This is a genomic window from Streptomyces sp. NPDC091292 (assembly GCF_044757265.1).
In the GTDB taxonomy this organism is placed as follows: Bacteria; Actinomycetota; Actinomycetes; order Streptomycetales; family Streptomycetaceae; genus Streptomyces.
Genome location: NZ_JBIVUQ010000013.1, coordinates 151267 through 177071, shown reverse-complemented (window position 1 = coordinate 177071; position 25805 = coordinate 151267). Strand labels below are relative to the sequence as shown.

The following is a 25805-nucleotide window of genomic DNA, read 5'->3' as shown; positions in this document are numbered from 1 at the left end:
CCGACCATCCGGCCCGGGTGAGAGCCGGGTAAGAAGACCACCGCTGGGGCGCCGGCCAGGTCGTGCGACGCGCGTGGGTAGGCACACTGGGGGAGTGCCCCACACTGTGCTGCTCGCCGAGGACGACCGTGCCATCCGCCATTCCCTGGAACGCGCGCTGACGCTGGAGGGTTACGAGGTGACCGCGGTGGCCGACGGGATCGCGGCCCTCGCGCGCGCCCACACGCACGGTGCCGACGTCCTCGTCCTGGACGTGATGATGCCCGGGATCGACGGGCTCCAGGTGTGCCGTGTCCTGCGCGCGGAGGGGGACCGCACGCCGATTCTGATGCTCACCGCGCGCGTGGAGACCGCCGACCGGATCGCGGGTCTGGACGCGGGAGCGGATGACTACGTAGTAAAACCGTTCGACATCGAAGAGGTGTTCGCCCGGCTCCGGGCGCTGCTGCGGCGGACGGGCGACGGCGGAGGCTTCGGGGGCGGTACGGGGTCCGGTGGGGAGGGTCCGGGGCCGGGCACCATCAGTACTGCGTCCGGTACGGGTTCCTCCGCGCTCGGTGCCGGTCAGGGAGCGGGTCAGGGAGCCGGTGGTCCGTCGGGTGATCCGGGCGGGGGGCACGGCGGCCCGGCGGCCGGGCAGGTGACGGCCGCCGATCTGCTGATCGACCCGCAGGCCCGCCGCGTCTGGCGGGGCGACCGCGAGCTGGAGCTGACCCGCACCGAGTTCGACCTCCTGGAACTCCTCGTACGCAACGAGGGCATCGTCCTCGACCACGCCACCATCTACGACCGCATCTGGGGCTACGACTTCGGCCCCGGCTCCAAGAACCTCGCGGTGTACGTGGGCTATCTGCGCCGCAAGGTCGACGAGCCGGAGCGGCCTGCCCTGATCCACACGGTGCGGGGCGTCGGCTACGTCCTGCGCGAGAGCTGACGCCGTGTTCCGCGGGCGTCTGAGCGCCGTTCTCGCGCGATTCCGGGTCCGCCGGTGGCTGCGGCTGCCTCCGGCGTCGCTGCGGACGACCTTCGCGGTGTCGTTCGCGGCGGTCGCCGCCGCCGTGACGCTGCTCGTCGGGTTCCTCAGCTACGACGCGGCGGCCCGGCTGGTCCGGGTCGACCAGCAGACCGTGTTCGACGGTGTGGTGCAGGATCTGCGCCAGCAGGTGGTGCAGAACTCGCTCAACTCGCAGGACTTCACCACGACCGACCCGGACCACGACGGCCCGCGCGACGAGCTGTTCCGGCCCGCCCGCACCGATGTCCAGATCCTCGGCCCGGCCGGCCGGGTCGCCGACAAGGGCAACCCCGAGCTGCCGGTCGGGGAGCGGGAGCGCTCCGTGGCGAACGCGCGCGAGGCGGGCGTGACGGTGCGCGGGAACGCGGAGGCCGGGGACGGCCAGTACCGGTTGGCGACCGTGTCGCTCGGCGACGGGCGGGGCGCGGTGCAGGTCGCGCAGGAGCTGAGCGACACCGAGGACCTGCTCCAGACCCTCCAGCAGCGCACCTTGCTGTTCGCCCTGGCGGTCGTCCTCGCCGCCGGGATCGTCGGCTGGTGGCTCGCGCGCCGCATCACCGAGCGCCTGGTGCGGCTCACCGGCGTCGCCGAGGACGTGGCCCGTACCGGCATCCTGGACGCGCGCGTGCCGGTCGCCGGGCGGGACGAGGTGGGGCGCCTGGGGCGCTCCTTCGACCGGATGCTGGGCCGCCTCGCCCGCTCCGAGGAGGACCAGCGGCGCCTGGTCCAGGACGCGGGCCATGAACTCCGTACCCCGCTGACCTCGCTGCGGACGAACATCTCGCTGCTGCGCCGTATCGAGGAGCTGCCCCCGGCGGCCCGGGACGAACTGGTCGCGGACCTGGCCCAGGAGTCCCTGGAACTGACCGACCTGGTCAACGAGTTGGTCGACCTCGCGGCGGGCCAGCAGGACGACGAGCCGCCCGAGGAGGTCGCGCTCGGGGACATCGCGCAGGACGTCGCGGCCCTGGCGCGGCGCCGCACGGGCCGCACGGTGACCGTCTCGGCGGGCCCGTCCGGCGGCCCGGTCGTCTTCGGCCGCCCGGCCGCGCTCCAGCGCGCGCTGTCGAACCTGGTGGAGAACGCGGCCAAATTCGACCGGGACGGCACCGCGCCGATCGAGATCGTGGTCACGGCCGACGCCCGTGGAGGGGGCCGCGTCGAGGTACGGGACCGGGGGCCCGGCATAGCCGATTCCGACCTCGCCCATGTCTTCGACCGCTTCTACCGCGCCGCCGACGCCCGCAGCCTGCCCGGCTCGGGCCTGGGTCTGTCGATCGTCCAGGACGTGGCCACGGCCCACGGAGGCAGGGCCTTCGCGTCCCCCCGGGAGGGCGGCGGAGCCACGATCGGCTTCACGGTCCCGCCACCGGACGCCTCGCGGGACTGAACCGGCCGACCCGGGAACTCAGGGCCGGACAAGGCAATCGGGAACTCAGGGCCAGACCAGGCAGTAAGGCTGGTGGCCCGCCTCGTGCAGGCGGTGGCTGAAATCCTGCCACTCGTGCAGGAGCTGGTAGACGTTGAACGCGTCGCGGGGGCCGCCGCGGTCCGGGACCGTGGACCAGATGAACGCCGCCGCGCCCACGGCCTCCTCGCCGATGCCGCGCAGCGGGTCGACGACGGTCATGGGGAGCCTCACCACCGCGTAGTCCGGGTGGAGCACGACCAGTTCGAGCGGGGGGACCTCGTACAGGGGTATGCCCTCGATGCCCGTGAGGACCATCGCGGCCATCGTCTCCGGCTTGATCTTGGTGAACATGCCGCCCATGCCGAGTTCGTCGCCGCCCAGCTCCTCGGGGCGCATCGAGATCGGCACGCGTGCCGCTGTGGCGCCGTCCGGGGCACCGAAATATTTGTACGTCACCCCCACCCGCCCACTCCTGCTTCCCGCGTGTGCCCGCTCCGCCTCGCCCCGTGCCGACGGGACATGTGCTCCCGCCGCTCCCGCCGCCTCCGCTTCGCGCCGGTGCCTTCCCCGCCGGGCACGCCCGGGACCCAGGTCGTCGGTCCCCTCGCCCAGTCCGCCACCGCGATGCATATCTCCACCCGACTGCTTTTCTAAGGCGCGCGGCCCCGGCCGCGCAACCCGATCATCGTGTCAGTGACCTCCCCCACGTCCGCGCGGTGAAACGTGCGGTGAAACACCTGTCCGCAGGATGACGGAAGCCTCCGACGCCATGGCTTGTGCGAGCTGTCCGTACGAAGCCGCAGCTACGAGGCCCCAGTTTCGCAGACGCGAGCGTGCTGAGGCCCGGTCGTGGCGCGACGCGGGCGTTCGTACGCCGTTCGGTGGCCGAGATCTTCCGTTCCTCTTCCGCCGCGCCGCCCCCGCTTCCCCCGCGCTTCCTCCCCCCTTCGCCCCACCCTTCGCCCCGCGCTTCCTTCCGCTCCTCCTCCCACTCCTCGGTCACCGCTCTTCCGCTCGTGGCCGTGTCGGAGCACTGACCTACCCTGGGGAGGTCACCCGCCCCCGGAGTCGGAGAAGTCGCAGGTCATGACCGAACTGCCCTATCGATATGAAGCCCCTGCCTCACAGACGCTGTTCGACCGCGCGGCCCTAGTGACGCCCGGCGGCGTGAACTCTCCCGTGCGCGCGTTCCGCGCCGTGGGCGGTACGCCCCGTTTCATGGTGTCCGGCACGGGCCCGTATCTGACCGACGCCGACGGCCGGGAGTACGTGGACCTGGTGTGTTCCTGGGGTCCGATGATCCTCGGCCACGCCAGGCCCGAGGTGATCGCCGCCGTCCAGGAGGCCGTCGCCCGCGGCACGTCGTTCGGTACGCCCGGTGAGGGTGAGGTCGCGCTCGCCGAGGAGATCGTGGCCCGGGTGTCGCCGGTCGCCCAGGTCCGGCTGGTGTCCAGCGGCACCGAGGCGACGATGTCCGCCATCCGCCTCGCGCGCGGGTTCACCGGCCGCGCCAAGGTGATCAAGTTCGCCGGGTGCTACCACGGTCACGTCGACGCGCTGCTCGCCGCCGCCGGATCCGGCGTCGCGACCTTCGCGCTCCCGGACACGCCCGGGGTCACCGGTGCGCAGGCCGGCGACACCGTTGTCCTCCCGTACAACGACCTCGACGCGGTCCGTGCCGCCTTCGCCGCGCACCCCGGTGAGATCGCCTGCGTCATCACGGAGGCGTCGCCCGGCAACATGGGCGTCGTGCCGCCGGGCGAGGGGTTCAACGCCGGGCTGAAGCAGCTCTGCCGTGACCATGGCGCGCTGTACATCTCCGACGAGGTGATGACCGGATTCCGTACGTCGAGGGCGGGCTGGTTCGGGGTCGACGGGGTCGAGCCGGACCTCATGACCTTCGGCAAGGTGATGGGCGGCGGATTCCCGGCCGCCGCGTTCGGCGGGCGCGCCGACGTGATGGCCGCGCTCGCCCCGGTCGGCCCGGTCTACCAGGCGGGCACCCTCTCCGGGAACCCGGTCGCGACCGCCGCCGGCCTCGCCCAGCTCCGCCTCCTCGACGAGGCCGCGTACGCCACGGTCGACGCCGTCTCGGACCGGCTCCGCGGGCTCGTCGGGGACGCGCTCACCAAGGAGGGCGTCGCGCACCAGGTGCAGAACGCCTCCAACATGTTCTCGGTGTTCTTCACGGAGAGCCCGGTACGGAACTACGAGGACGCCAAGCGGCAGGAGTCGTTCCGGTTCACCGCGTTCTTCCACTCGATGCTCGCGCAGGGCGTCTATCTGCCGCCCTCCGCCTTCGAGTCGTGGTTCGTGTCGACGGCGCACGACGAGCGGGCGATCGAGCGCATCGCCGCGGCCCTCCCGGCCGCCGCCCGCGCCGCCGCGGAGGCCACGGAGGCCACGGAGGTCGCCGGATGAGCGACGACAGGGCGAGCAACGACAGGGCCAGAACCGGGCGCGGGGCCGAGCGCACCGTCGTGCACGTCATGCGCCACGGCGAGGTGCACAACCCGGACGGGGTGCTCTACGGGCGGCTGCCCGACTACCACCTCTCCGAGCTGGGGCGGCAGATGGCCGACCGGGTCGCCGAACACCTCGCGACCCGCGACATCACCCATGTCGTCGCCTCGCCGCTGGAGCGCGCGCAGGAGACGGCGTCCCCGATCGCCAAGGCGCACGGCCTCGACGTGGCGAGCGACGAGCGGCTGATCGAGGCGGGCAACGTCTTCCAGGGCAAGACCTTCGGCGTCGGCGACGGCGCCCTGCGCAGCCCGGGGAACTGGAAGCACCTGGTCAACCCGTTCCGGCCGTCCTGGGGCGAGCCCTATGTCGAGCAGGTCGCCCGGATGACGGCGGCCCTGGAGTCGGCGCGTGACGCGGCGCGGGGGCACGAAGCGGTGTGCGTGAGCCACCAGTTGCCCATCTGGATCGTGCGCAGCGCCATGGAGGGGCGCAGGCTGTGGCACGACCCGCGCCGCCGCCAGTGCACCCTCGCGTCACTGACGTCCTTCACCTACGAGGGCGACCACCTCGTCTCGGTCGGCTACACGGAACCGGCGAGGGACCTCGTCCCGTCCCATCTCCTGGCGGGCGCCAAGCCGGTCAAGGGCAAGGACAAAGCATTCGGAGCGTAGGTATTGCCTTGCGGTGAGTTATATCTCCGCAAAATCCCCGGCATATGTTCCCGTGTTCGGAACCCGCGGGTTCTGCGCGCCCTCTGACAAGTCGTTCATCAGGAATGGACGGACCACGACGGGGCGCGACGAAAAAGGGGACGGACGGAATGCGGGACATCGACCGCGGGGGAGACCGGAGCCGTAGGGGAAGCGGTGGCGGCAGCGGACAAGGTGGTGCCGGACAGGGCGGCGCCCGGCGGCGGGGGCTCAGCCGCCGGGGCGCGCTCGGGATCGGCGCGGGGGCCGCCGCCGCGCTCGGCCTCGCCGCATGCACCAGCGACGGTTCCGGTTCCGGTACGGGGGCCGGGCACGGGGGCGGCGACCGGCCGGGCGGTGGCGGTGGCGGGGGCAGGCCCAGCCCCACGGGTCACCCGGTGAAGCCGCTCGGGGACGGCTCGACCGCGTACACCGGAAAGCAGCCGAAGCAGCCCGCGAAGCCCGTTCCGCTCGAACCCGGTGAAACTCCACCGCAGTTCGTGGTCTTTTCCTGGGACGGGGCCGGTGAAGTCGGAAATGGTCTCTTCCCGCGTTTCCTCCAGCTCGCCGAGGATCACGAAGCGCACATGACCTTCTTTCTCTCCGGGATCTATCTGCTGCCCGAGTCGAAGAAGCGGCTCTATCGCCCGCCGAACAACCCGGTGGGTGCCTCGGATATCGGGTACCTCACCGATGCCCATATCAAGGACACCCTGAAGAACGTCCGGCGCGCCTGGCTCGACGGCCATGAGATCGGCACGCATTTCAACGGGCACTTCTGCGGAGGCAGCGGTTCCGTCGGCAACTGGACCTCGGCGCAGTGGCGCGACGAGATCGACCAGGCCAAGTCCTTCGTCAAGAACTGGCGTACCAACTCGGGCTGGACCGATCTGCCCGCGCTGCCCTTCGACTACGACAAGGAACTCGTCGGCGGCCGTACGCCCTGTCTGCTCGGCCAGGACAAGCTGCTGCCCACGGCCCGCGCGCTGGGCTGGCGGTACGACGCGTCATCGCCGGGCGGCCGGCAGCAGTGGCCGCAGAAGAAGGGCGGTGTGTGGGATCTGCCACTCCAGGGCATCCCGTTCCCCGGCCACACGTTCGAGGTCCTGTCGATGGACTACAACATCCTCGCCAACCAGTCCCAGAGTTCGACCAAGGCACCCCCGGCGAACTACCCGCGCTGGCGCGAGCAGGCGACCAAGGCGTACATCGCGGGGTTCCGCCGCGCGTACGAGAGCAACCGGGCGCCCTTCTTCATAGGCAACCACTTCGAGGAGTGGAACGGCGGTATCTATATGGATGCCGTCGAGGGAGCGCTCAAGCACATGGCGGGCAAGAAGGATGTACGGCTGGTCTCCTTCCGGCAGTTCGTGGACTGGCTGGACGTCCAGCGCCCCGAGGTCCTTGCCAAGCTCCGCACGCTCGACGTGGGGCAGGAGCCGGCGGGCGGCTGGAACGCCTTCCTCAAGGAGACCCCGGCGAGCGGATCGAGCACGGGCACCAGCACGTCCCCGGACACCGGAAGTGCCACCTGATAGGGGGTTTTTCTCCCCCGAGGGGGGTGCGGAAGATCCCCGAAACGGGCATGCGAAACTTTTCACATGAGTGCCGCCCGCCGCACCCCCCAGAGCCGTCACACCCGTAGTGGCCGCGCCGCCCTGCTCTCCGCCGGCGCCGCGACCGCCGCGCTCGCCCTGACCGCGTGCGCCTCGGGCGGCACCTCCGGGGGCTCGGGGAACACCAACTACGTCACCGGGGCCGACGGCATCGCCACCGTCAAGGCGGCCGACCGCAAGAGCGGTCCGCAGCTCGACGGCGAGACCCTGGAGGGCAAGCAGCTCGACGTCACGGACCTCAGAGGGAAGATCGTCGTCCTCAATGTCTGGGGCTCGTGGTGCCCGCCCTGCCGCGCGGAGGCGCCCGGCTTCGCCAAGGTCTCCAAGGAGACCAAGGCGCAGGGCGTCGAGTTCGTCGGCCTCAACACCCGTGACACCGACAGGGCCCCGGCCAAGGAGTTCGAGAAGAACTTCGGCGTCACCTACCCGAGCCTCTACGACCCCATGGGGAAGCTGATGCTCCGCTTCCCGAAGGGCACGCTCAACCCGCAGTCGATCCCCTCCACCGTCGTACTCGACCGCGAGGGCAGGATCGCCGTCCGGTCGCTGTCGGCGCTCAGCGAGGAGAAGCTGCGCTCCATCCTCAAGCCGCTGATCGCGGAGAAGTGATCGGTGTGAGCGCACTCGCCGCGGCCGGCGACCCGAACCAGACCGTCCTGAACGGGGCCCTGCTGCTCGCCCTGCCCATCGCGGTGCTCGGCGGCCTCGTCTCCTTCTTCTCGCCCTGCGTCCTGCCCCTCGTCCCCGGCTACCTCTCCTACGTCACCGGGGTCTCCGGCACCGACCTGGCGGAGGCCCGGCGCGGGCGGATGGCGGCGGGCGCCGGACTGTTCGTGCTCGGCTTCACCGTCGTGTTCGTCTCCGGCGGCGCCCTGTTCGGCTTCTTCGGCGAGACGCTCCAGGAGCACCAGCGGACCCTGTCGAAGGTGCTCGGCGTGCTGATGGTGCTGCTCGGGGTGTTCTTCCTGGGCCTGATGCCCTGGCTGACCCAGCGTGAGTTCCGCTTCCACAAGCGGCCGGCCGCGGGGCTCGCGGGCGCCCCGGTGCTCGGCGCCCTCTTCGGCATCGGCTGGGCCCCCTGCGTGGGCCCGACCCTCGCCTCCGTGAACGCGCTCGCGATGGACCAGGCGAGCGCGGGCCGCGGGGCCCTACTGACGGTCGCGTACTGCCTCGGCCTCGGCCTCCCCTTCGTCCTCGCGGCGATCGCCTTCCGCAAGGCGCTCGGCGCCTTCGGCTGGGTCAAGCGGCACTACGTGTGGGTGATGCGGATCGGCGGCGGCATGATGATCGCGACCGGGCTGCTGCTGCTGACCGGCGCGTGGGACAGCATCGTCCAGGAGATGCAGGTCTGGTCCAACGGCTTCACGGTGGGGATCTGATCCATGAGCGACATCAGGACGACGGACGACGAGCGCGCCGGTTCCGCGACGGACCGCGACCGGGCAGCCGCCGACGACCGCGATCTCGGCGCCGCCGCCTCGCAGTTGTCCACCGCCCCCGTCGAGGAGTCGGGCCCCGGCCTCCCCAACCTCCCCGCGCTCGGCGTCATCGGCTGGTGCCGCTGGTTCTGGCGGCAGCTCACCTCGATGCGGGTCGCCCTGATCCTGCTGCTGCTCCTGTCCCTCGCCGCGATCCCCGGCTCCCTCATCCCGCAGAGCGGCACCGACGACTTCCGGGTCGACGAATTCCGTAAGAACCACGACATACTCGGCCCGCTCTACGACAAGGTCGGCCTCTTCCACGTCTACGGCTCGGTGTGGTTCTCGGCGATCTACATCCTGCTGTTCATCTCGCTCATCGGCTGCATCGTGCCCCGCACCTGGCAGTTCGTCGGCCAGCTCCGCGGCCGTCCGCCGGGCGCCCCCCGCCGGCTGACCCGGCTGCCCGCCTACGCGACCTGGCGCACCGACGCCGAACCCGAGCGGGTACGCGAGGCCGCGCTCGCCCTGCTGAAGCGGCGCCGCTTCCGCGCGCACCTCGCCGGGGACGCCGTCGCCGCCGAGAAGGGCTACCTCCGCGAGGCCGGGAACCTGATCTTCCATATCGCGCTGATCGTGATGCTGATCGCCTTCGCCGCAGGCCAGCTCCTCAAGTCCGAGGGCAACAAGCTGATCCTGGAGGGCGACGGCTTCTCCAACACGCTCACCCAGTACGACGACTTCAAGTCCGGCAACCTCTTCACACCGGACGAGCTGGAACCGTTCAGCTTCCGCCTCGACAAGTTCGACGGCACCTACGAGCCCAGCGGCCCCAACAAGGGCACCCCGCGCACTTACCAGGCGGACGTCACGTACAGCAAGGGCGTCGACGGCGCCGAGCAGAAGCGGCGGATCAAGGTCAACGAGCCGCTGGAGATCAACGGTTCCAAGGTCTACCTCGTCAGCCACGGGTACGCGCCCGTCGTCACCGTCCGCGACGGCCGCGGCAAGGTCGTCTTCAGCCAGGCCGTGCCGCTGCTGCCGCTGGACTCCAACGTCACCTCGTCCGGCGCCGTCAAGGTGCTCGACGGCTACCGCGACAAGAACGGCAAGAAGGAACAGCTCGGCTTCAACGCCTTCTTCGTGCCGACCTTCGCGGGCTTCGGCCAGGGCCAGATGCTCTCCCAGTTCCCGGCGCTCGACTACCCCGTCCTCGCGCTCTCCGCGTACCACGGCTCCCTCGGCGTCGACGCGGGCCTGCCGCAGAACGTGTACCAGCTCGACAAGACCAAACTGAAGGAGTTCAAGGACTCCAAGGGCGAACTGCTGAAGACGCGGCTGCGGCCCGGCGAGACCATGAAGCTGCCGAACGGCGCCGGCTCGATCACCTTCGAGAAGGACATCCGGGAGTGGGCCGGCTTCCAGATCACCCGTCAGCCCGGCAGCGGCTGGGCGCTCGGCGGTGCGCTCGCCGCCATCGCCGGACTCGCCGGGTCCCTGTTCATCCAGCGCCGCCGCGTGTGGGTGCGGGCCACCACCGGAGCCGACGGGGTCACCGTCGTCGAGATGGCCGGGCTCGGCCGCAGCGAGTCCGCGAAGGTGCCCGAGGAACTCTCCGAACTCGCCGGTGCCCTGCACGACACGGCACCCACGGCACCCACCTCGACCGGGGGCAGCCCGCCCACGGCCTCAGACCCCGACACCCCAGTCGTACCTGTCGAAGGGGCAGAGAAGTGACTCTCGCCGCCGCAACCAACGAAAACCTGGCGCAGATCAGCAATGTGCTGATCTACTCCGCGATGGCCGTCTACCTGCTGGCGTTCTTCGCGCACATGGCCGAGTGGCTCTTCGGCAGCCGCAGCAAGGTCGGCCGTACGGCCGCCGCGCTGACCGCGGCCTCCGGTGCCTCCGCCGCCGGTGCCAAGGCGGCCGGTGCCAAGGCGGCCGGTGCCGGTGCCGGGCCCGCCGTGACCGTGAAGTCCGCGGGCGGTACGACCGTTCTGGAGCGGCCCCAGGTCGTCACCCGGTCCGCCGCGGGCGCCCGTGACGTGCCGGACGGCCCCGGCGCGTCGGGCGGTGACGCGCAGGGCGACCTCTACGGCCGGATCGCCGTCTCGCTCACCACGCTCGGATTCCTCGTCGAGGCGGGCGGTGTCGTCACCCGCGCCCTGTCGGTGCAGCGCGCGCCGTGGGGCAACATGTACGAGTTCAACATCACCTTCACCACGGTCGCCGTCGGCGTCTACCTCAGCCTGCTCCTGCTGAAGAAGAACGTCCGCTGGATCGGGCTCCCGCTGATCACCACGGTCCTGCTCGATCTCGGACTCGCCGTCACCGTCCTCTACACCTCCAGCGACCAGCTCGTGCCCGCGCTGCACTCGTACTGGCTGTGGATCCACGTCTCGACGGCCATCTTCTGCGGCGCGGTCTTCTACGTCGGCGCCGTCAGCACGGTCCTCTACCTGTTCCGCGACTCGTACGAGAACAAGCTCGTGAGCGGCGGGAAGCCCGGGAAGTTCGCCACGTCGGTCCTGGAGCGGCTGCCCGCGGCGGCGACCCTCGACAAGTTCTCGTACCGCGTGAACGCCGCCGTGTTCCCGCTGTGGACCTTCACGATCATCGCGGGCGCGATCTGGGCGGGCGACGCGTGGGGCCGCTACTGGGGCTGGGACCCCAAGGAGACCTGGTCCTTCATCACCTGGGTCGCCTACGCGGGCTACCTCCACGCCCGAGCCACAGCGGGCTGGAAGGGCCGCAAGGCCGCCTACCTCGCCCTGATCGCCTTCGCCTGCTGGCTGTTCAACTACTACGGAGTCAACATCTTCGTGACGGGCAAGCACTCTTACGCAGGCGTATAAACCGGTACTGCGGGGGCGGCCCCCACGCCGCCGGACCCCCCCGGATCACTACGACTTGGGGTCGTCCTCCGGTTCCGGGGTGTCCGACTTGCGGCGCAGGTCGTCCTCGCGGCGGCGGAGGTCCGCCTCCCAGTCCTTGAGCAGGGCCTCGTCCTTCCTGTTCTCCTCCTTGAGGGAGTTCAGGAAGTCCGGGTTGTCGTCGGGGGCGACGAACTCCGTGCGGTGGTTGCGGTGCCACTCCGAAGGCGTCGCACCGCCGGCGGGGGCCTTGCGGACCTTGCCCGTGACCAGCCAGGCGATCGGGCCGATCAGCACCGTGCCGAAGAGCAGCACGATGATCACCCACACCACCTTCGGAAGGTGCTTGACCTCTTCCTCCGGTGTGTTCAGGCAGTCGATGAACGCGTAGATCCACAGCGCCAGTACCAGCAGAGTGGGCAGCAGCCTGAGCATGGTGGTCCGAACCCCCGGAATGTGACGGTGGGCCGCAGCGCGGCCCCGGTGACGGGGCCAGGGTAACCGGTACCGGATACTGGACCGCATGGCTTACGACGATCTTCGGTCCCTGCTCCGCGCACTGGAACGCGAGGGCGATCTCAAGCGAGTCAAGGTCGAAGTCGACCCGCACCTGGAGGTCGGGGAGATCGTCGACCGGGTCAACAAGGCCCAGGGCCCCGCGCTCCTCTTCGAGAACGTCAAGGGATCCTCGATGCCCCTGGCGATGAACGTCTTCGGAACCGACCGCCGCCTCCTCAAGGCCCTCGGCCTGAAGTCGTACGCGGAGATCAGCGACCGGATCGGCGGCCTCCTCAAGCCGGAGCTGCCGCACGGCTTCACCGGCGTCCGCGAGGCCTTCGGCAAGCTCGGCGCCATGACCCACGTACCGCCGAAGAAGGTCAAGGACGGACCCGTGCAGGAGGTGGTGCTGCGCGGTGACGACGTCGACCTGAACGCGCTGCCCGCCCTGTTCACCTGGCCGCAGGACGGCGGCTCCTTCTTCAATCTGGGCCTCACCCACACCAAGGACCCGGACACCGGCATCCGCAACCTCGGGCTCTACCGGCTCCAGCGCCACGACCGCCGCACCATCGGCATGCACTGGCAGATCCACAAGGACAGCCGCAACCACTACCAGGTCGCCGCCCGCCGGGGCGAGAAGCTGCCCGTCGCCATCGCCTTCGGCTGCCCGCCCGCCGTGACCTACGCCTCCACCGCCCCCCTCCCCGGCGACATCGACGAATACCTCTTCGCCGGTTTCATCCAGGGCAAGCGCATCGAGATGGTCGACTGCAAGACCGTGCCGCTCCAGGTCCCCGCCCAGGCCGAGGTCGTCCTGGAAGGCTGGCTCGAACCCGGCGAGACGCTCCCCGAAGGCCCCTTCGGCGACCACACCGGCTTCTACACCCCGCAGGAACCCTTCCCCGCGCTCACCATCGACTGCGTCACCATGCGCGAGCGCCCGCTCCTCCAGTCGACCGTCGTCGGCCGCCCCCCGCTGGAGGACGGCCCCCTGGGCCGCGCCACCGAACGGTTCTTCCTCCCCCTCCTCAAGATCGTCGTGCCGGACATCGTGGACTACCACCTCCCCGAGGCCGGCGGCTTCCACAACTGCGCGATCGTCTCGATCGACAAGAAGTACCCGAAGCACGCCCAGAAGGTCATGCACGCCATCTGGGGCGCCCACATGATGTCCCTGACCAAGCTGATCGTCGTCGTGGACTCCGACTGCGACGTGCACGATCTGTTCGAGGTCGCCTGGCGCGCCCTCGGCAATGTCGACTACGCCCGCGACCTGTCCGTCGTCGAAGGCCCCGTCGACCACCTCGACCACTCCTCCTACCAGCAGTTCTGGGGCGGCAAGGCCGGAATCGACGCCACCAGGAAGCTGCCCGAGGAGGGCTACACGCGTGACGGCGGCTGGCCGGACATGGTCCTGCCGGACCCGGAGACGGCGGCCACGGTCGACCGGCGCTGGAAGGAGTACGGCCTGTGAGTTCCGCCGCCGAAGGGCTCATCGGAGGATCGGGATCCGCCGCACCGGACAGCAGGGTCAAGGCGTTCCTGCGGCTCGTCATGATCGAGCACTCCGTGTTCGCGCTGCCCTTCGCCTATATCGCCGCCCTCACCGCCATGTTCCAGTGGGACCGGAACATCCACTGGGGCCGGCTCCTGCTCGTCACCCTCGCCATGGTCGGGCTGCGGACCTTCGCGATGGCCTGCAACCGGATCATCGACCGCGAGATCGACGCCCGCAACCCCCGCACCGCCGGCCGCGAAATCGTCACCGGCGCCGTCTCCGTACGCTCCGCGTGGACCGGTGCCCTCGTCGCCGTCGTCCTCTTCCTCGGCGCCGCCGCCCTGCTCAACCCCCTCTGTCTCGCCCTCGCGCCCATCGCGGTCGTCCCGATGGTCGTCTACCCCTACGGCAAGCGGTTCACGAACTTCCCGCACGCCATCCTCGGCATCGCCCAGGCCATGGGCCCGGTCGGCGCCTGGCTCGCGATCACCGGTTCCTGGGACTGGGACGCGGTGATCCTCGGACTCGCCGTCGGCATCTGGATCGGCGGCTTCGACCTGATCTTCGGAAGCCAGGACGTCCAGGCCGACCGCGCGCACGGGGTGAAGTCGGTCCCGGCCCGCTTCGGTATTCCGGCCGCGCTGTACGGCGCCCGGGTGTGCCATGTGATCACCATGGCGCTGTTCGTCTGGTACGCGCTGGCGACCGGTGCCGGGTTCTTCTTCTGGCTCGGTCTCGTGATCGTCGCGGTGGCGTTCCTCTACGAGCACTCCATCGTCCGCCCGCACGACCTCTCCCGCCTGAACCGCGCCTTCTTCACCACGAACGGCTTCATCGGGATCGCCCTGTTCGTGTGCGCGCTGCTCGACCTGCTGGTGCGCGGTCTGACGGTCTGACGGTCTGAGAGTCCGAGGGTCCGAGGGTCCGGTGGCCCGTTCGGCCGGTCAGGTTATGTACGGAGGTGCCGTGCGCGGTGCCGCCGGGATCTCCCGGGGCCGTCGGAACACGAAGGCCGCGAGGACGCCGCCGATCAGCCCGAACAGATGGCCCTGCCAGCTGATACCGGAGTCCGTCGGCAGTACGCCCCACAGGATCGAGCCGTAGATCGCGGCGACGATCACACCCACCACGATGTCCAGCGGTCTGCGGTCCACGAAGCCGCGCACCAGGAGATAGCCGAAGAGGCCGAAGACCACACCGGACGCGCCCAGCGTCACCGTGTTCGGCGGCGCCGTCAGCCAGACGCCGAGGCCGCTGACCACGATGACCGTGGCGACGACGGCGGCGAATCTCCGTATCCCCGCGAGGGCGGCGATGAAGCCGAGGACCAGCAGGGGCACGCTGTTGGACGCCACATGGTCCCAGCTGCCGTGCAGGAACGCCGCGGGGACGATGTCCCGCAGCTCGGTGAAGCGGCGCGGTGTGATGCCGTAGGTGTCGAGGGCGTGGTTCGTCGCCGTGTCGACGCCCTCCAGGATCCACAGCAGCGCCACCCAGGCCACCATCACCTTGCCGGCCGTCATCGCCCGCGCACCGCGCAGGCTCCCGCCGGTCCCGCCGCTCCCGCCACGGAACCGCCCGCCGCCCGGCCGCTCGCCCGGGGTGCCGTACGGCCCGTACGGCCTCGGTGTGTCGTATGCCATCGGTGTCCTCCCCGTTCCCCTCGCCCGTTCCGCCCGCGCTCTTCGACCGGCTCCCCGCCCCGCTTCTTCCGTCCCTGTCCTCCTCAACGCCCGGCTCTCCGCCGTGGTTCCAGCCGGTTCCGTCCGGTTCCGTCCGGTGCCGCGTACGGGATGCAGGCCCCGGCGGCTGCGGGCATGCTGGTGCCGTCCGGTACGGAACGCGTTCCTCCCGTAATGACCGGAATGAGTGACCGGAATGACCGACGTGCCGGAACGAAGACCGGGAGGATCCACCGTGCCGACCTCGGAACCCGTTCCGCAGGACGTCCTCGGCCCGCTGACCAGGGCCGCACACTTTCTCGTCCTCACCGTCGACCCGGGCGGCGAGGACGCCGTACGCGATCTGTTCGCCGATCTCTCCGGGCTGGTGCGCGCCCTTGGATTCGGACGGCCCGACGACGGGCTGAGCTGTGTGGCCGGGGTGGGATCCGCAGCGTGGGACCGGCTGTTCGACGGCCCGCGCCCGGCCGAGCTGCACCCCTTCACCGAGCTGACGGGCGCCCGCCACCACGCCCCGGCCACCCCGGGTGACCTGCTCTTCCACATCCGGGCCACCGGACAGGACCTCTGTTTCGGTCTGGCCGCGCAGATCATGCGGCGGCTGCGGGGCTCGGTCACCGTCCGGGACGAGGTCACGGGCTTCGCGTACTACGACTTCCGCGATCTGCTCGGCTTCGTGGACGGCACCGAGAACCCGACCGGGCCGGTGGCGGACGACGCCGCGCTCGTCGGCGCCGAGGACGCGGACTTCGCGGGCGGCTCGTACGTCGTCGTGCAGAAGTACGTGCACGATCTCGACGGCTGGAACGGGCTTCCGGTCGAGGCGCAGGAGCAGATCATCGGGCGGACGAAGCTCACCAATGTCGAGCTGGACGCGCCCGGTTCGCATGTCGACCTCACCACGATCACCGAGCCCGACGGCACCGAGCGGAAGATCCTGCGCGACAACATGCCGTTCGGCAGCCCGGGGCAGGGCGAGTTCGGCACGTACTTCATCGGGTACGCGCGGACTCCGGAGGTGACCGAGGAGATGCTGCGGAACATGTTCCTGGGGCGTGAGCCGTCCACGCACGACCGCATCCTGGACTTCTCGACCGCCGTCACCGGCACCCTGTTCTACGCGCCGACCGCCGACTTCCTCGACGACCCGCCCCCCGCACCCGGCGCGTCCGCCGCACAGGAAGCCACCACCGAGCCCGCCTTCGAGCCGGCCCCCGTCTCCGAGCCCGCCCCCGTCTCCGCCACTCCCGCCATCCCCGTCCCCGCCGACGACTCCCTCGGAATCGGCGACCTGAAGAGGAGCGCGCTGTCATGAACAATCTGCACCGCGAACTCGCCCCGATCTCCGCCGCCGCCTGGGCCGATCTGGAGAACGAGGCGCGGCGCACGTTCAAGCGCCATGTCGCCGCGCGCCGCATCGTGGACGTGCCGGACGCGGCGGGGCCCGAGCTGGCCGCCGTCGGCACGGGGCACCGTACGCCCGTCGCACCGCCCGCCGAGGACGTCGTCGCGCACACCCGGATCGCCCATCCGATGGTGGAGCTGCGGGTTCCGTTCACCGTGCACCGGCAGCAGGTGGACGACGTGGAGCGGGGTGCGCAGGACGCGGACTGGCAGCCGGTCAAGGAGGCGGCCCGGCGGATCGCGTTCGCCGAGGACCGCGCGATCTTCGAGGGGTACTCGGCGGCGGGCATCACCGGGATCCGCGCCAGCTCGTCCAACCCGCCGCTGGTGCTCCCCGGGGACGCCCGCGCCTACCCGGACGCGGTCAGCCAGGCCGTGTCGGAGCTGCGGCTCGCCGGGGTCGGCGGCCCGTACACGCTCGCGCTGAGCGCCGACGCGTACACCGCCGTCAGCGAGACATCGGACCACGGGTACCCGATCCACGAGCATCTGGCCCGGCTGCTCGACGGCGAGATCGTGTGGGCGCCCGCGATCGACGGCGCGTTCCTGCTCTCGGCGCGCGGCGGCGACTTCGAACTGCGCCTCGGCCAGGACCTGTCCATCGGCTACCTGTCCCACGACGCGACCAGCATCACCCTGTACTTCCAGGAGTCCCTGACCTTCCTGGTCCACACCAGCGAGGCGATCGTGCCCCTGTCCCCGGCCGCACCCCCGAATCCGGAGTAACCGAGTCCGGAGTAACCGAGTCCGTCGACCATCAGGGCACCGCCCCCTCGGCCCCCGATCCCCTCCCCCGGGACGCCGGATAGGCTCGGACCTGTGGAGCAGCAGGAGACGGAGCACGAGACGGAGACAGGGGAGCGGCGCGGGCCGGGCGAGCGGCGGCCCTGGGTCGTGGGGGTGTCGGGCGCCTCGGGGACCCCGTACGCCGCGTCCGTACTGCGGGCCCTGCTCGCCGCGGGCGAGAGCGTGGACCTGATCGTGTCGCGCGCGTCGCGGCTGACCCTCCTCGACGAGACGGGCATCGCGTTCCGTGACGCGCACTGGCGGGACGATCTGCGCGAGTGGCTGACGCGCGGCGCGGACGGCAAGCCGGGCACCTTCCCGGCACCGGATCTGGACGCCGTACGCCACTGGGCCGCCGGTGATCTCGCGGCCGGTCCGTCGTCGGGCTCGTACCCGACGCGCGGCATGCTGATCGTGCCCGCGTCCACGGCGTGTGTGGCCGGGGTCGCGCTGGGCCTGTCGAAGGACCTGTTGCAGCGCACGGCGAGCGTGACGCTGAAGGAGGGGCGGCGGCTGGTCGTCGCCGTCCGGGAGACCCCGCTGAACGGGCAGACGCTGCGGCATCTCGTGACGCTGGACGAGGCGGGCGCGGTCGTGCTGCCCGCCTCACCGGCGTTCTACGCGGGGGCGACGCACATCCAGGATCTGGTGGACTTCGTCGCCGGGCGGGCGCTGGACGCGGCCGGGGTGCCGCACCGGCTGTACCGCCGCTGGGTGGGAGAACTGGGCCGTGGCACACGGCCGGAATGACGTACTCCCGCAGGTGCCACCCGGCCGGGCTCGCCCCGGATCAAGGGCTAGCGCTTCTTCGCGGACGGCTTCTTACCCGCGCGGCGCGCCGTGGTGGGCCGGTGGGCACGCGAGCGGTCGGCCAGCTCCTGAAGCTCACGCATACGGGCGTAGGCCATCTCGATCGTGTACACGGGGACGCTCACTCCAAACAGGTGTCTACGGCGATGCGGCGAAGCTTCGCCGGGTGATGATTCGCGGGAAAATCTCGCGAATCTTGAGAGATTCGCAGGGTTTCACCCCTGCATGCCTTAGATTCTACACGTAAACTTGCGGGACGGCTGAACAATGAAAGGCATCGGACCTATGGACGCCGTGGACAGGCAGCTCATCCAGGCCCTGCGGGAGAACGGCAGGGCCTCCTACGCCGAACTCGGCCGCCTCGTCGGCCTCTCCGGCCCCAGCGTCACCGACCGGATCAACCGTCTGGAGGCGGCCGGCGTCATCACCGGCTACCGCGCGACCGTCGACTCCGCGTCGCTCGGCCTCGGGGTCACCGCCCTCATCGGCATCTCCCTGTCGGACGCCGCCGACCACGAGGACGTGGCGCGGCGCATGCGGGACCTGGGCGAGATCGAGGACTGCTGGTTCATCGCGGGCGACGACTCGTACATGCTCAAGGTGCGCGCGAGCGACGTCGACGGACTGGAGAAGACGATCCGCCGGCTGTCCGGCACCAAGGGCGTGTCCCGTACACGGACCACGATCGTGCTCTCCACGAAGTGGGAGAACCGGGTCGGGGAGCTGCCCGAAGAGGTCTGAGCGTACGGTGGTGCAGGTCGCTCACAGGAAGAGGTAGGACGTGAAGGGCATGGACGCGGGGCTCAAGCGGGAGCTGGAGGCGAAGGTCGCGGCCGGCGAGCGGCTGAGCCGTGAGGACGGGATCGCGCTCTACGAGTCCGACGACCTGGCGTGGCTCGGTGGCCTCGCGCACGAGGTGCGGACCCGTAAGAACGGTGACGTGGTGCACTTCAACGTCAACCGGCACCTCAACATGACGAATGTGTGCACCGCCTCGTGCGCGTACTGCTCCTTCCAGCGCAAGCCGGGCGAGAAGGACGCGTACACGATGCGGATCGAGGAGGCCGTCCGCCTGGCGAAGGCCATGGAGAACGAGAACCTCACCGAGCTGCACATCGTCAACGGCCTGCACCCGACGCTGCCCTGGCGCTACTACCCGCGCTCGCTGAAGGCCCTCAAGGAGGCCCTGCCGAACGTCGGGCTCAAGGCGTTCACGGCCACCGAGATCCACCACTTCGAGACCATCTCGGGGCTGAGCGCGTCGGAGATCCTGGACGAGCTGATCGACGCCGGTCTGGAGTCGCTGACCGGCGGCGGCGCGGAGATCTTCGACTGGGAGGTCCGCCAGCACATCGTGGACCACCGCACCCACTGGGAGGACTGGTCGCGGATCCACCGCCTGGCGCACGAGAAGGGTCTGAAGACCCCCTCGACCATGCTGTACGGGCACATCGAGGAGCCCCGCCACCGCGTCGACCACGTCCTGCGGCTGCGCGAACTCCAGGACGAGACCGGCGGGTTCCAGGTCTTCATCCCGCTGCGCTATCAGCACGACTTCGTGGACATGAAGGACGGCAAGGTCCGCAACCGCCTCCAGGCCCGCACCAGCATGGCGACCGGCGCCGAGGCCCTGAAGATCTTCGCGGTCTCGCGGCTCCTCTTCGACAACGTCCCGCACGTCAAATGCTTCTGGGTGATGCACGGCATCCACACCACCCAGCTCGCCCTCCAGCACGGCGCCGACGACATGGACGGCTCGGTGGTCGAGTACAAGATCACGCACGACGCCGACAACTTCGGTACGCCGAACAAGCTGACCCGCGAGGACCTGCTCGACCTCATCCGGGACGCGGGCTTCCGCCCGGTCGAGCGCAACACGCGGTACGAGATCATCCGCGAGTACGACGGTCCGGACCCGGATCGTCGTGAGACCCCGCAGGCCATGCGGGTCTGACGGCAAGAGAGACCGAGTACCTGTCCCATGACGCTCCATTTCGAACTGGACCCGCCCGCGGCGCCCGAACTCCGGGACGGCGTGCTCGCCCTGTGGGCGGCCGTGTCGAACGCGGGCGGCGCCGTCGGCTTCGTCCCGCCCGTCACCACCGACGACATCCGGCCCGAGTGGCTGCGTCACCTCACGTCGATGGCCGAGGGGCGCACCCGGCTGCTCGTCGGCCGGGACGACACCGGCGCCGTCGCCGCGACCGCGTTCCTCGCGCACAACAGCCACCGGCTGATGCGGCACTGGGTGTGGCTGTACACGGTGATGGTGCATCCACGGCACCAGGGCAAGGGGTACGGGCGCGACCTGATGGCCGCCGTCGAGCGGGCGGCGCGCGGCCTGGACGGCGTCGACGCGATACGGCTCGGCTGCCGCGGCGGCCACGGGCTCGAACGCTTCTACGGCTCGTGCGGCTACAAGGAGGTCGGCCGGGTGCCCGGCGGGATCAGGGTGGCGCCGGGCGACGACCGCGACGACATCACCATGCTGCTGACCCTGGCCTGACCCGAGTCCCGCTCGCCAAAGGCCCCGTGCTTCACTGGGAAGGCGCCCATTTTCTGAACGGAAGAGTGGATTGACATGCTCCGCTACACGCTGATGCGCCTCGGAGTCTTCGCGGGCTCCTTCGTGGTGGTCTGGGGCCTGGTCTACGCCGGCGTACTCCCGCGTGGCCTCGGCGGCTCCAACCTCCTGTGGGTCCTCCTGCTCGCCATGGTGATCTCGGCGCCCCTGAGCTTCGTCCTCCTGCGGGGACAGCGCGACCGCGCGTCCGAGCAGGTCGTCGGCCGGATCGACCGGGCGAAGGCGAGCATGGAGGCGAACCGCACCCAGGAGGACCTGGCGGACGACGCGGCCCGCGCCACCGCCGCGCAGAACCGCACCACCGGCAGCGGCACCAGCGCCAGCACCGGCCGCACCGCTCAGGCCGGCTGACACCCGCTCTTCCGTACGGCGCCCCGGAATCCGGGGCGCCGTTCTCGTCCCAGGCGTTCGGTTTCAGCCCTCCAACGGCCGTGCCTCGCCCCGCACATGGAGCCGCCCGCCGCCCTCACCGCTCCGCAGGTCGAACGCCGGTCCGCGCGCCCCGTACGTCACCGTCCCCGGCAGCAGCACCGGCGCCCTGAAGTCGGCCCGCACCTGTACGGGACCGTCCGTGCCGTGGGCCGCGAGGCAGCGGGCCACCGTCCACATGCCGTGCGCGATGGCCCTCGGGAAGCCGAAGAGGCGGGCGCTCAGCGGGTGCAGATGGATCGGGTTGCGGTCCCCTGACGCGGCGCCGTAACGCCGACCGAGATCCCCGGCGAGCCGCCACTCCGCGCGAACCGGCAGCGCTTCGAAGCCGGTACCGGCGGTAGCCACGACGTCCGCCGCCCGAGTCCTGTGCCGCGCCAGATACGTACTGCGCGACTCCCACACCCCCGCACCCCCCACCCGCACCCCGGTCACCAAAGTCGCCTCCGTACCCTTCCGATGCGCCGCCAACCCCTCCGCGTACACGGTGAGTTCGAGTGGTTCGGACGGGCCGATCGCCCGCCGCTGGGTGATCTCGATCGATGTGTGGACCAGGCCGAGCAGCGGCAGCGGGAAGTCGCGTGCGGACATCAGCCGCATGGCGAGCGGGAACCCGAGGACGTGCGGATACGTCACCGGCAGCGCGTCCCGCCCGGTCGCGAACCCGCAGACACGCTCGTAGGCGGCGAGCCGTCCGGTGTCGGCGCGGAGGGCGGACAGCGTGATGCGGCCGGACGGTAACGGGGCGTCGGGGCGCGGCCGTTTGAACGGTGAGCGGGACGCGCCGCGTATGAAGGACGGAAGTAGTGACGGGGTTTCTGTGGGGAAACGGTCCGCTGTTGTGCCCGTGACGCGCAGATGACCCTTGGCCATTGTCCAACTCACCCCTCGGCCCTAAATTTACTTCTGAGTAAGGTTACTCAGGGGTCAGGAGCTGGTCGAGACGAGTCTCATGCCCCGGCACGACAAGGAGCCGCCCGTGTCACGCCACCAGGTCCCCGACGACTCCCACCGCCACATCTCCGACGACGCCTACCAGCAAGTCCCCGACCGAGTCCCCGACCTGGCCCGCCGCCCGGTCCGCAGCACCGCACCCGAACTCAAACGGCTCGACGGTCAGGTCCGCGAGGCGTATGTCCCGCCGCTCGTCGCCCCCGTGACCCATGGCTCGCTCGCCGACATCCCCTTCGACAACGCCCGTGACGCCCCGCACGACGTCGTCCTCAGCCGCAAGGGACCCACCGGGGCGTGGGCCGATGTCACGGCCGCCGAGTTCGCCGGGCAGGTGCTCGCCGTCGCCAAGGGCCTGATCGCCGAAGGGCTGCGGCCCGGCGACCGGGTGGCGATCATGTCCCGTACGACCTATGAGTGGACGCTGCTCGACTTCGCCGCGTGGGCCGCCGGGCTGGTCACCGTGCCGGTCTATCCGACCTCGTCCGCCTTCCAGCTCCGCTGGATCCTCCAGGACTCGGGCGCCGTCGCCCTGGCCGTCGAGTCCCCCGAACAGGCGTCCGCGCTCGGGCCCGAGCGCGACCGGCTGCCCGACCTGCGGCACCTGTGGGTCTTCGACAAGGACCACCTCGGCCAACTCGCCGAGCGCGGCGGGGACCTGCCGGACGCGGAGGTCTCCGTACGGCGGGGCGTGCTCGGCCCCGACACCCTCGCCACCCTCGTCTACACCTCCGGGACCACCGGCCGCCCCAAGGGCTGCGCGCTCACCCACGGCAACTTCTTCGCCGAGGTCGACAACGCGATCGAACTCCTGCACCCCGTCTTCAAGTCCCTCACCGACGAGCCCGCGTCGACCCTGCTCTTCCTGCCGCTCGCCCATGTGTTCGGGCGGATGGTCGCCGTCGGCTGTCTGCGCGCCCGGGTCCGGCTCGGCCACGCGCCCGCCATCGCCACGGACGAACTGCTCCCCGATCTCGCCGGTTTCCGCCCGACCTTCCTGCTGGCCATCCCGTACGTCCTGGAGAAGGTGTTCAACACCGGCCGGGCCACCGCCGAGAAAATGGGCAGGGCCGCGTCCTTCGACCGCGCGGCGGCCGTCGCGCAGCAGTACGGGGAGGCCGTCGAGCGGCAGCGGCACGGCACAGGACCCGGCCCCACGACCCGCCTCCGGCTCGCCCGCGCCTTCTACGATCCGCTGGTCTACCGCCGTATCCGCGCCGCGCTCGGCGGCAAGGTGCGGTACGCGATCTGCGGCGGCTCCCCGCTGGGCCACCGGCTCGCCTCCTTCTACGCGGGCGCCGGAATCGAGATCTTCGAGGGGTACGGGCTCACCGAGACGACGGCAGCCGCGACGGTAACGCCGCCTCTGAAACCCCGTATGGGCACGGTGGGTTGGCCACTTCCCGGTACGCGGGTGCGGATCGCGCGGGACGGTGAGGTGCTGCTCAGCGGCGGCCAGGTCTTCCGGGGGTACTGGAACCCGGGGGCCGGCGGCGTCACACCGGCGAGCCCCGACGGATGGCTGCGCACGGGGGACCTGGGCGCGCTCGACGCCGACGGATACCTCACCATCACCGGCCGCAAGAAGGACCTGCTCATCACCACCGGCGGCAAGAACGTGGCCCCGGCGCCCCTGGAGGACTGGCTGCGCGCGCATCCGCTGGTCGGACAGTGCCTGGTCGTCGGCGACAACCGCCCCTACATCACCGCGCTGATCACCCTCGAAGCGGAGGGGATCGCGCACTGGCAGCGGATGAGACGCAAGACCGCCACGGCCGATGAACTGACCCGGGATCCGGAACTCCTCGACATCCTCCAGCGCGCCGTGGACGACGCCAACAAACAGGTGTCCCGCCCCGAGTCGATCCGCCGCTTCGCGGTCCTCCCGGTCGACTTCACGGAGGAGTCGGGGCATCTGACACCGTCGCTGAAGGTGAAGCGGGGCGCGATCGAGCGGGACTTCGCGGGGGTGATCGAGGGGTTGTACCGGCGGTGAGGGCTCCGCTCACTCACTGTCGTGTGATCACGGAGAGTGAGTGAACAGGCGCCCCGCCGGACCCGCCCCTACCCTGATGCCCAGGGGCACCTTTCAGGAGGTCGCCATGCGTGCACGCTCCGTGGTCGCCGCTGCCGCCGTCCTGACCCTGACGGCGGCGGGTTCCGCGGTCACGGGGTCCCCGTCGGCGGCGGCGGTCGGCGCAGGACCCGATCTGACCCGCTTCTACGGCCAGAGGATCACTTGGGGCCCCTGCGAAGGGCTGCCGGACAACCCGGAGGACATGCGCTGCGGCACGGTCACCGTCCCCCTCGACTACGCGGACCCGGGCAAGGGCACGGTCGGCATAGCCCTCGCCAAGATCGCGGCCGGCACCCCGCACCCGAAGGGGTCGCTGCTTCTGAACTTCGGCGGACCCGGCGGTGAGGGCATCAGCGCCCTCGCGGACTTCGGCCGCACCTTCAACGACTTCACCGACGCCTACGACGTCGTCACCTTCGACCCGCGCGGAGTAGGCCGCAGCTCCCCGGTGACCTGCGGGAGCGCCCAGCGCCCCGACATCGCGGGGATGGCCCCCGACGCCCTGCTCAAGGCGGCCACCGCGTACTACGACGCGTGCCGCAAGGCGTCGGGACCGGTGTTCCCGTACGTCGGCACGATGAACGTCTCACGCGACATGGACGTCATGCGCCAGGCACTCGGCGACGGCAGACTCAACTTCCTCGGCTTCTCGTACGGGACCCGGCTCGGCGCGGTGTACGCGGCGCAGTTCCCGCACAAGGTCGGGCGGATGGTCCTCGACGGCGTCGACACGCTCACCGAACCGCTCACCGAGCAGGGCCTCGTGGGCGCCCAGGGCCAGCAGACCGCCCTGAACGACTTCGCGGCCTGGTGCGCGGCGCGCAAGGACTGCGCGCTCGGCTCCAACTCCCGCGATGCGCGGGAGAAGATCGTGGCGCTCGTACGGGACCTGGACGCGCACCCGATCCCACTCGGCGACGGCTTCGAGTTCGCGGGCCCCGACCTCGTGAACACGCTCGGCGCCGCCCTCTACGAACAGGCCAACTGGCCCTACCTGTCCCGAGGACTGAACGACCTGATCGACAACGGCGACCCCTCGGGCCTGATGTTCGGCGGCGCCCCTGCATCGGTGTCGCGCGCCCCGGAACCCACCGTCCCCTCGGACAACCCGGAGACCGCCCTCACCGCGATCAACTGCGCGGACGACCCCGACCGGATGACGGCGGCCGACCTCGGCGACGAGACCAAGTACGCCCGGCTGCTCCAGCAGTACGAGGACGTGTCACCGGTGTTCGGCGCGGCGCAGTTCAGCCGGATACTCCAGTGCGTGGGTCAACCCAAGGGCACCGATTTCATCCGGACGATACGGAACGTCCCCACACCGAAGCTCCTCCTGGTCGGCACCCGGGGCGACCCGGCGACCCCGTACCGCTGGACGGTCGAGACGGCGAAGCGGCTCGGTGATGCGGCGGTGGTCCTGGACAACCGGGGCGAGGGGCACGGAGCGTACCTGTCATCGAAGTGCGTCAGGAACAAGGTCGACACCTTCTTCCTCACAGGCGACCTCCCCCCGACAGGCTCATCCTGCTCCGCCCCACCGGAGACACCCGACGACCTGACGCCCCGGTGACGGGACAGCCGCCCGGTGCGGC

Annotated in this window: 25 protein-coding genes; 20 read left to right on the top strand and 5 right to left on the bottom strand. The window is 70.6% G+C overall.

Translation table 11 applies throughout. The annotated features are described in order from the left end of the window. Positions 1–94: 94 nt before the first annotated feature. Positions 95–934, top strand: coding sequence for a response regulator transcription factor (locus ACIQNU_RS29950; protein WP_401372346.1), 840 nt, complete (start codon positions 95–97; stop codon positions 932–934). Positions 935–938: 4 nt separating this feature from the next. Then, positions 939–2405, top strand: a complete 1467-nt coding sequence (locus tag ACIQNU_RS29945; protein ID WP_401372344.1) for an ATP-binding protein — start codon at positions 939–941, stop codon at positions 2403–2405. Between the two features lie 45 nt (positions 2406–2450). On the opposite strand, the gene ACIQNU_RS29940 is transcribed toward ACIQNU_RS29945, so the two are convergent. Next, positions 2451–3056: a hypothetical protein gene (locus tag ACIQNU_RS29940; protein ID WP_401372343.1), complete on the bottom strand. Its 606-nt coding sequence runs from the start codon at positions 3054–3056 to the stop codon at positions 2451–2453. A 456-nt stretch (positions 3057–3512) separates the two neighbouring features. Between ACIQNU_RS29940 and hemL the strand changes: the two genes are divergently transcribed. From hemL to ccsB, 7 genes are all read left to right on the top strand, one after another. Next, the gene (hemL, locus tag ACIQNU_RS29935; RefSeq protein ID WP_401372341.1) at positions 3513–4847 is read left to right on the top strand and encodes a glutamate-1-semialdehyde 2,1-aminomutase; all 1335 of its coding nucleotides are present in this window, start codon (positions 3513–3515) and stop codon (positions 4845–4847) included. Then, positions 4844–5563: a histidine phosphatase family protein gene (locus ACIQNU_RS29930; protein WP_401372340.1), complete on the top strand. Its 720-nt coding sequence runs from the start codon at positions 4844–4846 to the stop codon at positions 5561–5563. Before hemL ends, ACIQNU_RS29930 begins: the two co-directional genes overlap by 4 nt. 149 nt (positions 5564–5712) lie before the next feature. Next, complete coding sequence (locus ACIQNU_RS29925) at positions 5713–7116, top strand: hypothetical protein (protein ID WP_401372339.1); 1404 nt, start codon at positions 5713–5715, stop codon at positions 7114–7116. A gap of 66 nt (positions 7117–7182) precedes the next feature. Beyond that, entirely contained in the window at positions 7183–7806 is a 624-nt protein-coding gene (locus ACIQNU_RS29920; RefSeq protein ID WP_401372338.1) for a TlpA family protein disulfide reductase, read from the top strand. Positions 7807–7811: 5 nt separating this feature from the next. Then, complete coding sequence (locus tag ACIQNU_RS29915; RefSeq protein ID WP_401372336.1) at positions 7812–8576, top strand: cytochrome c biogenesis CcdA family protein; 765 nt, start codon at positions 7812–7814, stop codon at positions 8574–8576. 3 nt (positions 8577–8579) lie between these two features. Then, positions 8580–10352, top strand: coding sequence for a cytochrome c biogenesis protein ResB (locus ACIQNU_RS29910; protein ID WP_401372334.1), 1773 nt, complete (start codon positions 8580–8582; stop codon positions 10350–10352). Then, positions 10349–11473 (top strand): c-type cytochrome biogenesis protein CcsB, encoded by a 1125-nt coding sequence (ccsB, locus tag ACIQNU_RS29905; RefSeq protein WP_401372332.1) that lies wholly within the window; start codon positions 10349–10351, stop codon positions 11471–11473. The genes ACIQNU_RS29910 and ccsB overlap by 4 nt, the downstream gene beginning before the upstream one ends. Before the next feature lie 48 nt (positions 11474–11521). On the opposite strand, the gene ACIQNU_RS29900 is transcribed toward ccsB, so the two are convergent. Next, positions 11522–11926 carry a PLD nuclease N-terminal domain-containing protein gene (locus ACIQNU_RS29900; RefSeq protein ID WP_401372330.1) on the bottom strand — a complete coding sequence of 135 codons (405 nt, stop codon included), beginning with the start codon at positions 11924–11926 and terminating at the stop codon, positions 11522–11524. An 88-nt stretch (positions 11927–12014) separates the two neighbouring features. Here ACIQNU_RS29900 and ACIQNU_RS29895 point away from each other — a divergent pair, with 88 nt between their 5' ends. Further along, positions 12015–13466, top strand: coding sequence for a menaquinone biosynthesis decarboxylase (locus ACIQNU_RS29895; RefSeq protein ID WP_401372329.1), 1452 nt, complete (start codon positions 12015–12017; stop codon positions 13464–13466). Next, positions 13463–14386, top strand: coding sequence for a menaquinone biosynthesis prenyltransferase MqnP (gene mqnP, locus ACIQNU_RS29890; protein ID WP_401372327.1), 924 nt, complete (start codon positions 13463–13465; stop codon positions 14384–14386). The genes ACIQNU_RS29895 and mqnP overlap by 4 nt, the downstream gene beginning before the upstream one ends. A gap of 48 nt (positions 14387–14434) precedes the next feature. Here mqnP and ACIQNU_RS29885 read toward each other — a convergent pair whose 3' ends face one another. Beyond that, complete coding sequence (locus ACIQNU_RS29885) at positions 14435–15013, bottom strand: rhomboid family intramembrane serine protease (RefSeq protein WP_401372445.1); 579 nt, start codon at positions 15011–15013, stop codon at positions 14435–14437. A gap of 355 nt (positions 15014–15368) precedes the next feature. On the opposite strand from ACIQNU_RS29885, the gene ACIQNU_RS29880 reads away from it, so the two are divergent. The 3 genes from ACIQNU_RS29880 (at position 15369) to ACIQNU_RS29870 (ending at position 18112) form a co-directional block, all read left to right on the top strand. After that, positions 15369–16487, top strand: coding sequence for a Dyp-type peroxidase (locus ACIQNU_RS29880; protein ID WP_401372325.1), 1119 nt, complete (start codon positions 15369–15371; stop codon positions 16485–16487). Then, entirely contained in the window at positions 16484–17302 is an 819-nt protein-coding gene (locus ACIQNU_RS29875; protein WP_401372323.1) for a family 1 encapsulin nanocompartment shell protein, read from the top strand. Before ACIQNU_RS29880 ends, ACIQNU_RS29875 begins: the two co-directional genes overlap by 4 nt. A gap of 93 nt (positions 17303–17395) precedes the next feature. Then, entirely contained in the window at positions 17396–18112 is a 717-nt protein-coding gene (locus ACIQNU_RS29870) for a UbiX family flavin prenyltransferase (RefSeq protein WP_401372321.1), read from the top strand. 47 nt (positions 18113–18159) lie between these two features. Here ACIQNU_RS29870 and ACIQNU_RS29865 read toward each other — a convergent pair whose 3' ends face one another. Next, the gene (locus ACIQNU_RS29865; protein WP_401372319.1) at positions 18160–18297 is read right to left on the bottom strand and encodes a hypothetical protein; all 138 of its coding nucleotides are present in this window, start codon (positions 18295–18297) and stop codon (positions 18160–18162) included. 160 nt (positions 18298–18457) lie between these two features. Here ACIQNU_RS29865 and ACIQNU_RS29860 point away from each other — a divergent pair, with 160 nt between their 5' ends. The 4 genes from ACIQNU_RS29860 to ACIQNU_RS29845 all read left to right on the top strand — a co-directional run bounded on the left by ACIQNU_RS29860 (position 18458) and on the right by ACIQNU_RS29845 (position 21107). Further along, on the top strand, positions 18458–18913 hold the full coding sequence (locus ACIQNU_RS29860; protein ID WP_030351341.1) for an Lrp/AsnC family transcriptional regulator: 456 nt from the start codon (positions 18458–18460) through the stop codon (positions 18911–18913). 49 nt (positions 18914–18962) lie between these two features. Continuing rightward, positions 18963–20126 carry an aminofutalosine synthase MqnE gene (gene mqnE / locus ACIQNU_RS29855; RefSeq protein WP_401372444.1) on the top strand — a complete coding sequence of 388 codons (1164 nt, stop codon included), beginning with the start codon at positions 18963–18965 and terminating at the stop codon, positions 20124–20126. Positions 20127–20153: 27 nt separating this feature from the next. Then, positions 20154–20678 (top strand): GNAT family N-acetyltransferase, encoded by a 525-nt coding sequence (locus tag ACIQNU_RS29850; protein ID WP_401372317.1) that lies wholly within the window; start codon positions 20154–20156, stop codon positions 20676–20678. 75 nt (positions 20679–20753) lie between these two features. Then, positions 20754–21107, top strand: a complete 354-nt coding sequence (locus tag ACIQNU_RS29845) for a DUF4229 domain-containing protein (RefSeq protein WP_401372315.1) — start codon at positions 20754–20756, stop codon at positions 21105–21107. Positions 21108–21170: 63 nt separating this feature from the next. Here ACIQNU_RS29845 and ACIQNU_RS29840 read toward each other — a convergent pair whose 3' ends face one another. Next, a complete protein-coding gene (locus ACIQNU_RS29840; RefSeq protein WP_401372313.1) occupies positions 21171–22058 on the bottom strand; it encodes a MaoC family dehydratase in 888 nt (295 codons plus the stop codon). Positions 22059–22248: 190 nt separating this feature from the next. Here ACIQNU_RS29840 and ACIQNU_RS29835 point away from each other — a divergent pair, with 190 nt between their 5' ends. Together ACIQNU_RS29835 and ACIQNU_RS29830 are read left to right on the top strand one after the other, a co-directional pair. After that, entirely contained in the window at positions 22249–24132 is a 1884-nt protein-coding gene (locus tag ACIQNU_RS29835; RefSeq protein ID WP_401372442.1) for an AMP-dependent synthetase/ligase, read from the top strand. Between the two features lie 106 nt (positions 24133–24238). Further along, positions 24239–25783, top strand: a complete 1545-nt coding sequence (locus ACIQNU_RS29830) for an alpha/beta hydrolase (protein ID WP_401372311.1) — start codon at positions 24239–24241, stop codon at positions 25781–25783. Positions 25784–25805: the final 22 nt, after the last annotated feature.

What these genes read in the sequence shown, in the direction of transcription:
- ACIQNU_RS29860 (WP_030351341.1), top strand. Translation starts at nt 18,458, where the DNA reads ATGGACGCCGTGGACAGGCAGCTCATCCAGGCCCTGCGGGAGAACGGC.
- hemL (WP_401372341.1), top strand. Translation starts at nt 3,513, where the DNA reads ATGACCGAACTGCCCTATCGATATGAAGCCCCTGCCTCACAGACGCTG.
- ACIQNU_RS29830 (WP_401372311.1), top strand. Translation starts at nt 24,239, where the DNA reads ATGCGTGCACGCTCCGTGGTCGCCGCTGCCGCCGTCCTGACCCTGACG.
- mqnE (WP_401372444.1), top strand. Translation starts at nt 18,963, where the DNA reads ATGGACGCGGGGCTCAAGCGGGAGCTGGAGGCGAAGGTCGCGGCCGGC.
- ACIQNU_RS29920 (WP_401372338.1), top strand. Translation starts at nt 7,183, where the DNA reads ATGAGTGCCGCCCGCCGCACCCCCCAGAGCCGTCACACCCGTAGTGGC.
- ACIQNU_RS29840 (WP_401372313.1), bottom strand. Translation starts at nt 22,058, where the DNA reads ATGGCCAAGGGTCATCTGCGCGTCACGGGCACAACAGCGGACCGTTTC.
- ACIQNU_RS29925 (WP_401372339.1), top strand. Translation starts at nt 5,713, where the DNA reads ATGCGGGACATCGACCGCGGGGGAGACCGGAGCCGTAGGGGAAGCGGT.
- ACIQNU_RS29895 (WP_401372329.1), top strand. Translation starts at nt 12,015, where the DNA reads ATGGCTTACGACGATCTTCGGTCCCTGCTCCGCGCACTGGAACGCGAG.
- ACIQNU_RS29930 (WP_401372340.1), top strand. Translation starts at nt 4,844, where the DNA reads ATGAGCGACGACAGGGCGAGCAACGACAGGGCCAGAACCGGGCGCGGG.
- ACIQNU_RS29845 (WP_401372315.1), top strand. Translation starts at nt 20,754, where the DNA reads ATGCTCCGCTACACGCTGATGCGCCTCGGAGTCTTCGCGGGCTCCTTC.
- ACIQNU_RS29900 (WP_401372330.1), bottom strand. Translation starts at nt 11,926, where the DNA reads ATGCTCAGGCTGCTGCCCACTCTGCTGGTACTGGCGCTGTGGATCTAC.
- ACIQNU_RS29910 (WP_401372334.1), top strand. Translation starts at nt 8,580, where the DNA reads ATGAGCGACATCAGGACGACGGACGACGAGCGCGCCGGTTCCGCGACG.
- ACIQNU_RS29880 (WP_401372325.1), top strand. Translation starts at nt 15,369, where the DNA reads ATGACCGACGTGCCGGAACGAAGACCGGGAGGATCCACCGTGCCGACC.
- ACIQNU_RS29875 (WP_401372323.1), top strand. Translation starts at nt 16,484, where the DNA reads ATGAACAATCTGCACCGCGAACTCGCCCCGATCTCCGCCGCCGCCTGG.
- ACIQNU_RS29850 (WP_401372317.1), top strand. Translation starts at nt 20,154, where the DNA reads ATGACGCTCCATTTCGAACTGGACCCGCCCGCGGCGCCCGAACTCCGG.
- ACIQNU_RS29940 (WP_401372343.1), bottom strand. Translation starts at nt 3,056, where the DNA reads ATGCATCGCGGTGGCGGACTGGGCGAGGGGACCGACGACCTGGGTCCC.
- ACIQNU_RS29885 (WP_401372445.1), bottom strand. Translation starts at nt 15,013, where the DNA reads ATGACGGCCGGCAAGGTGATGGTGGCCTGGGTGGCGCTGCTGTGGATC.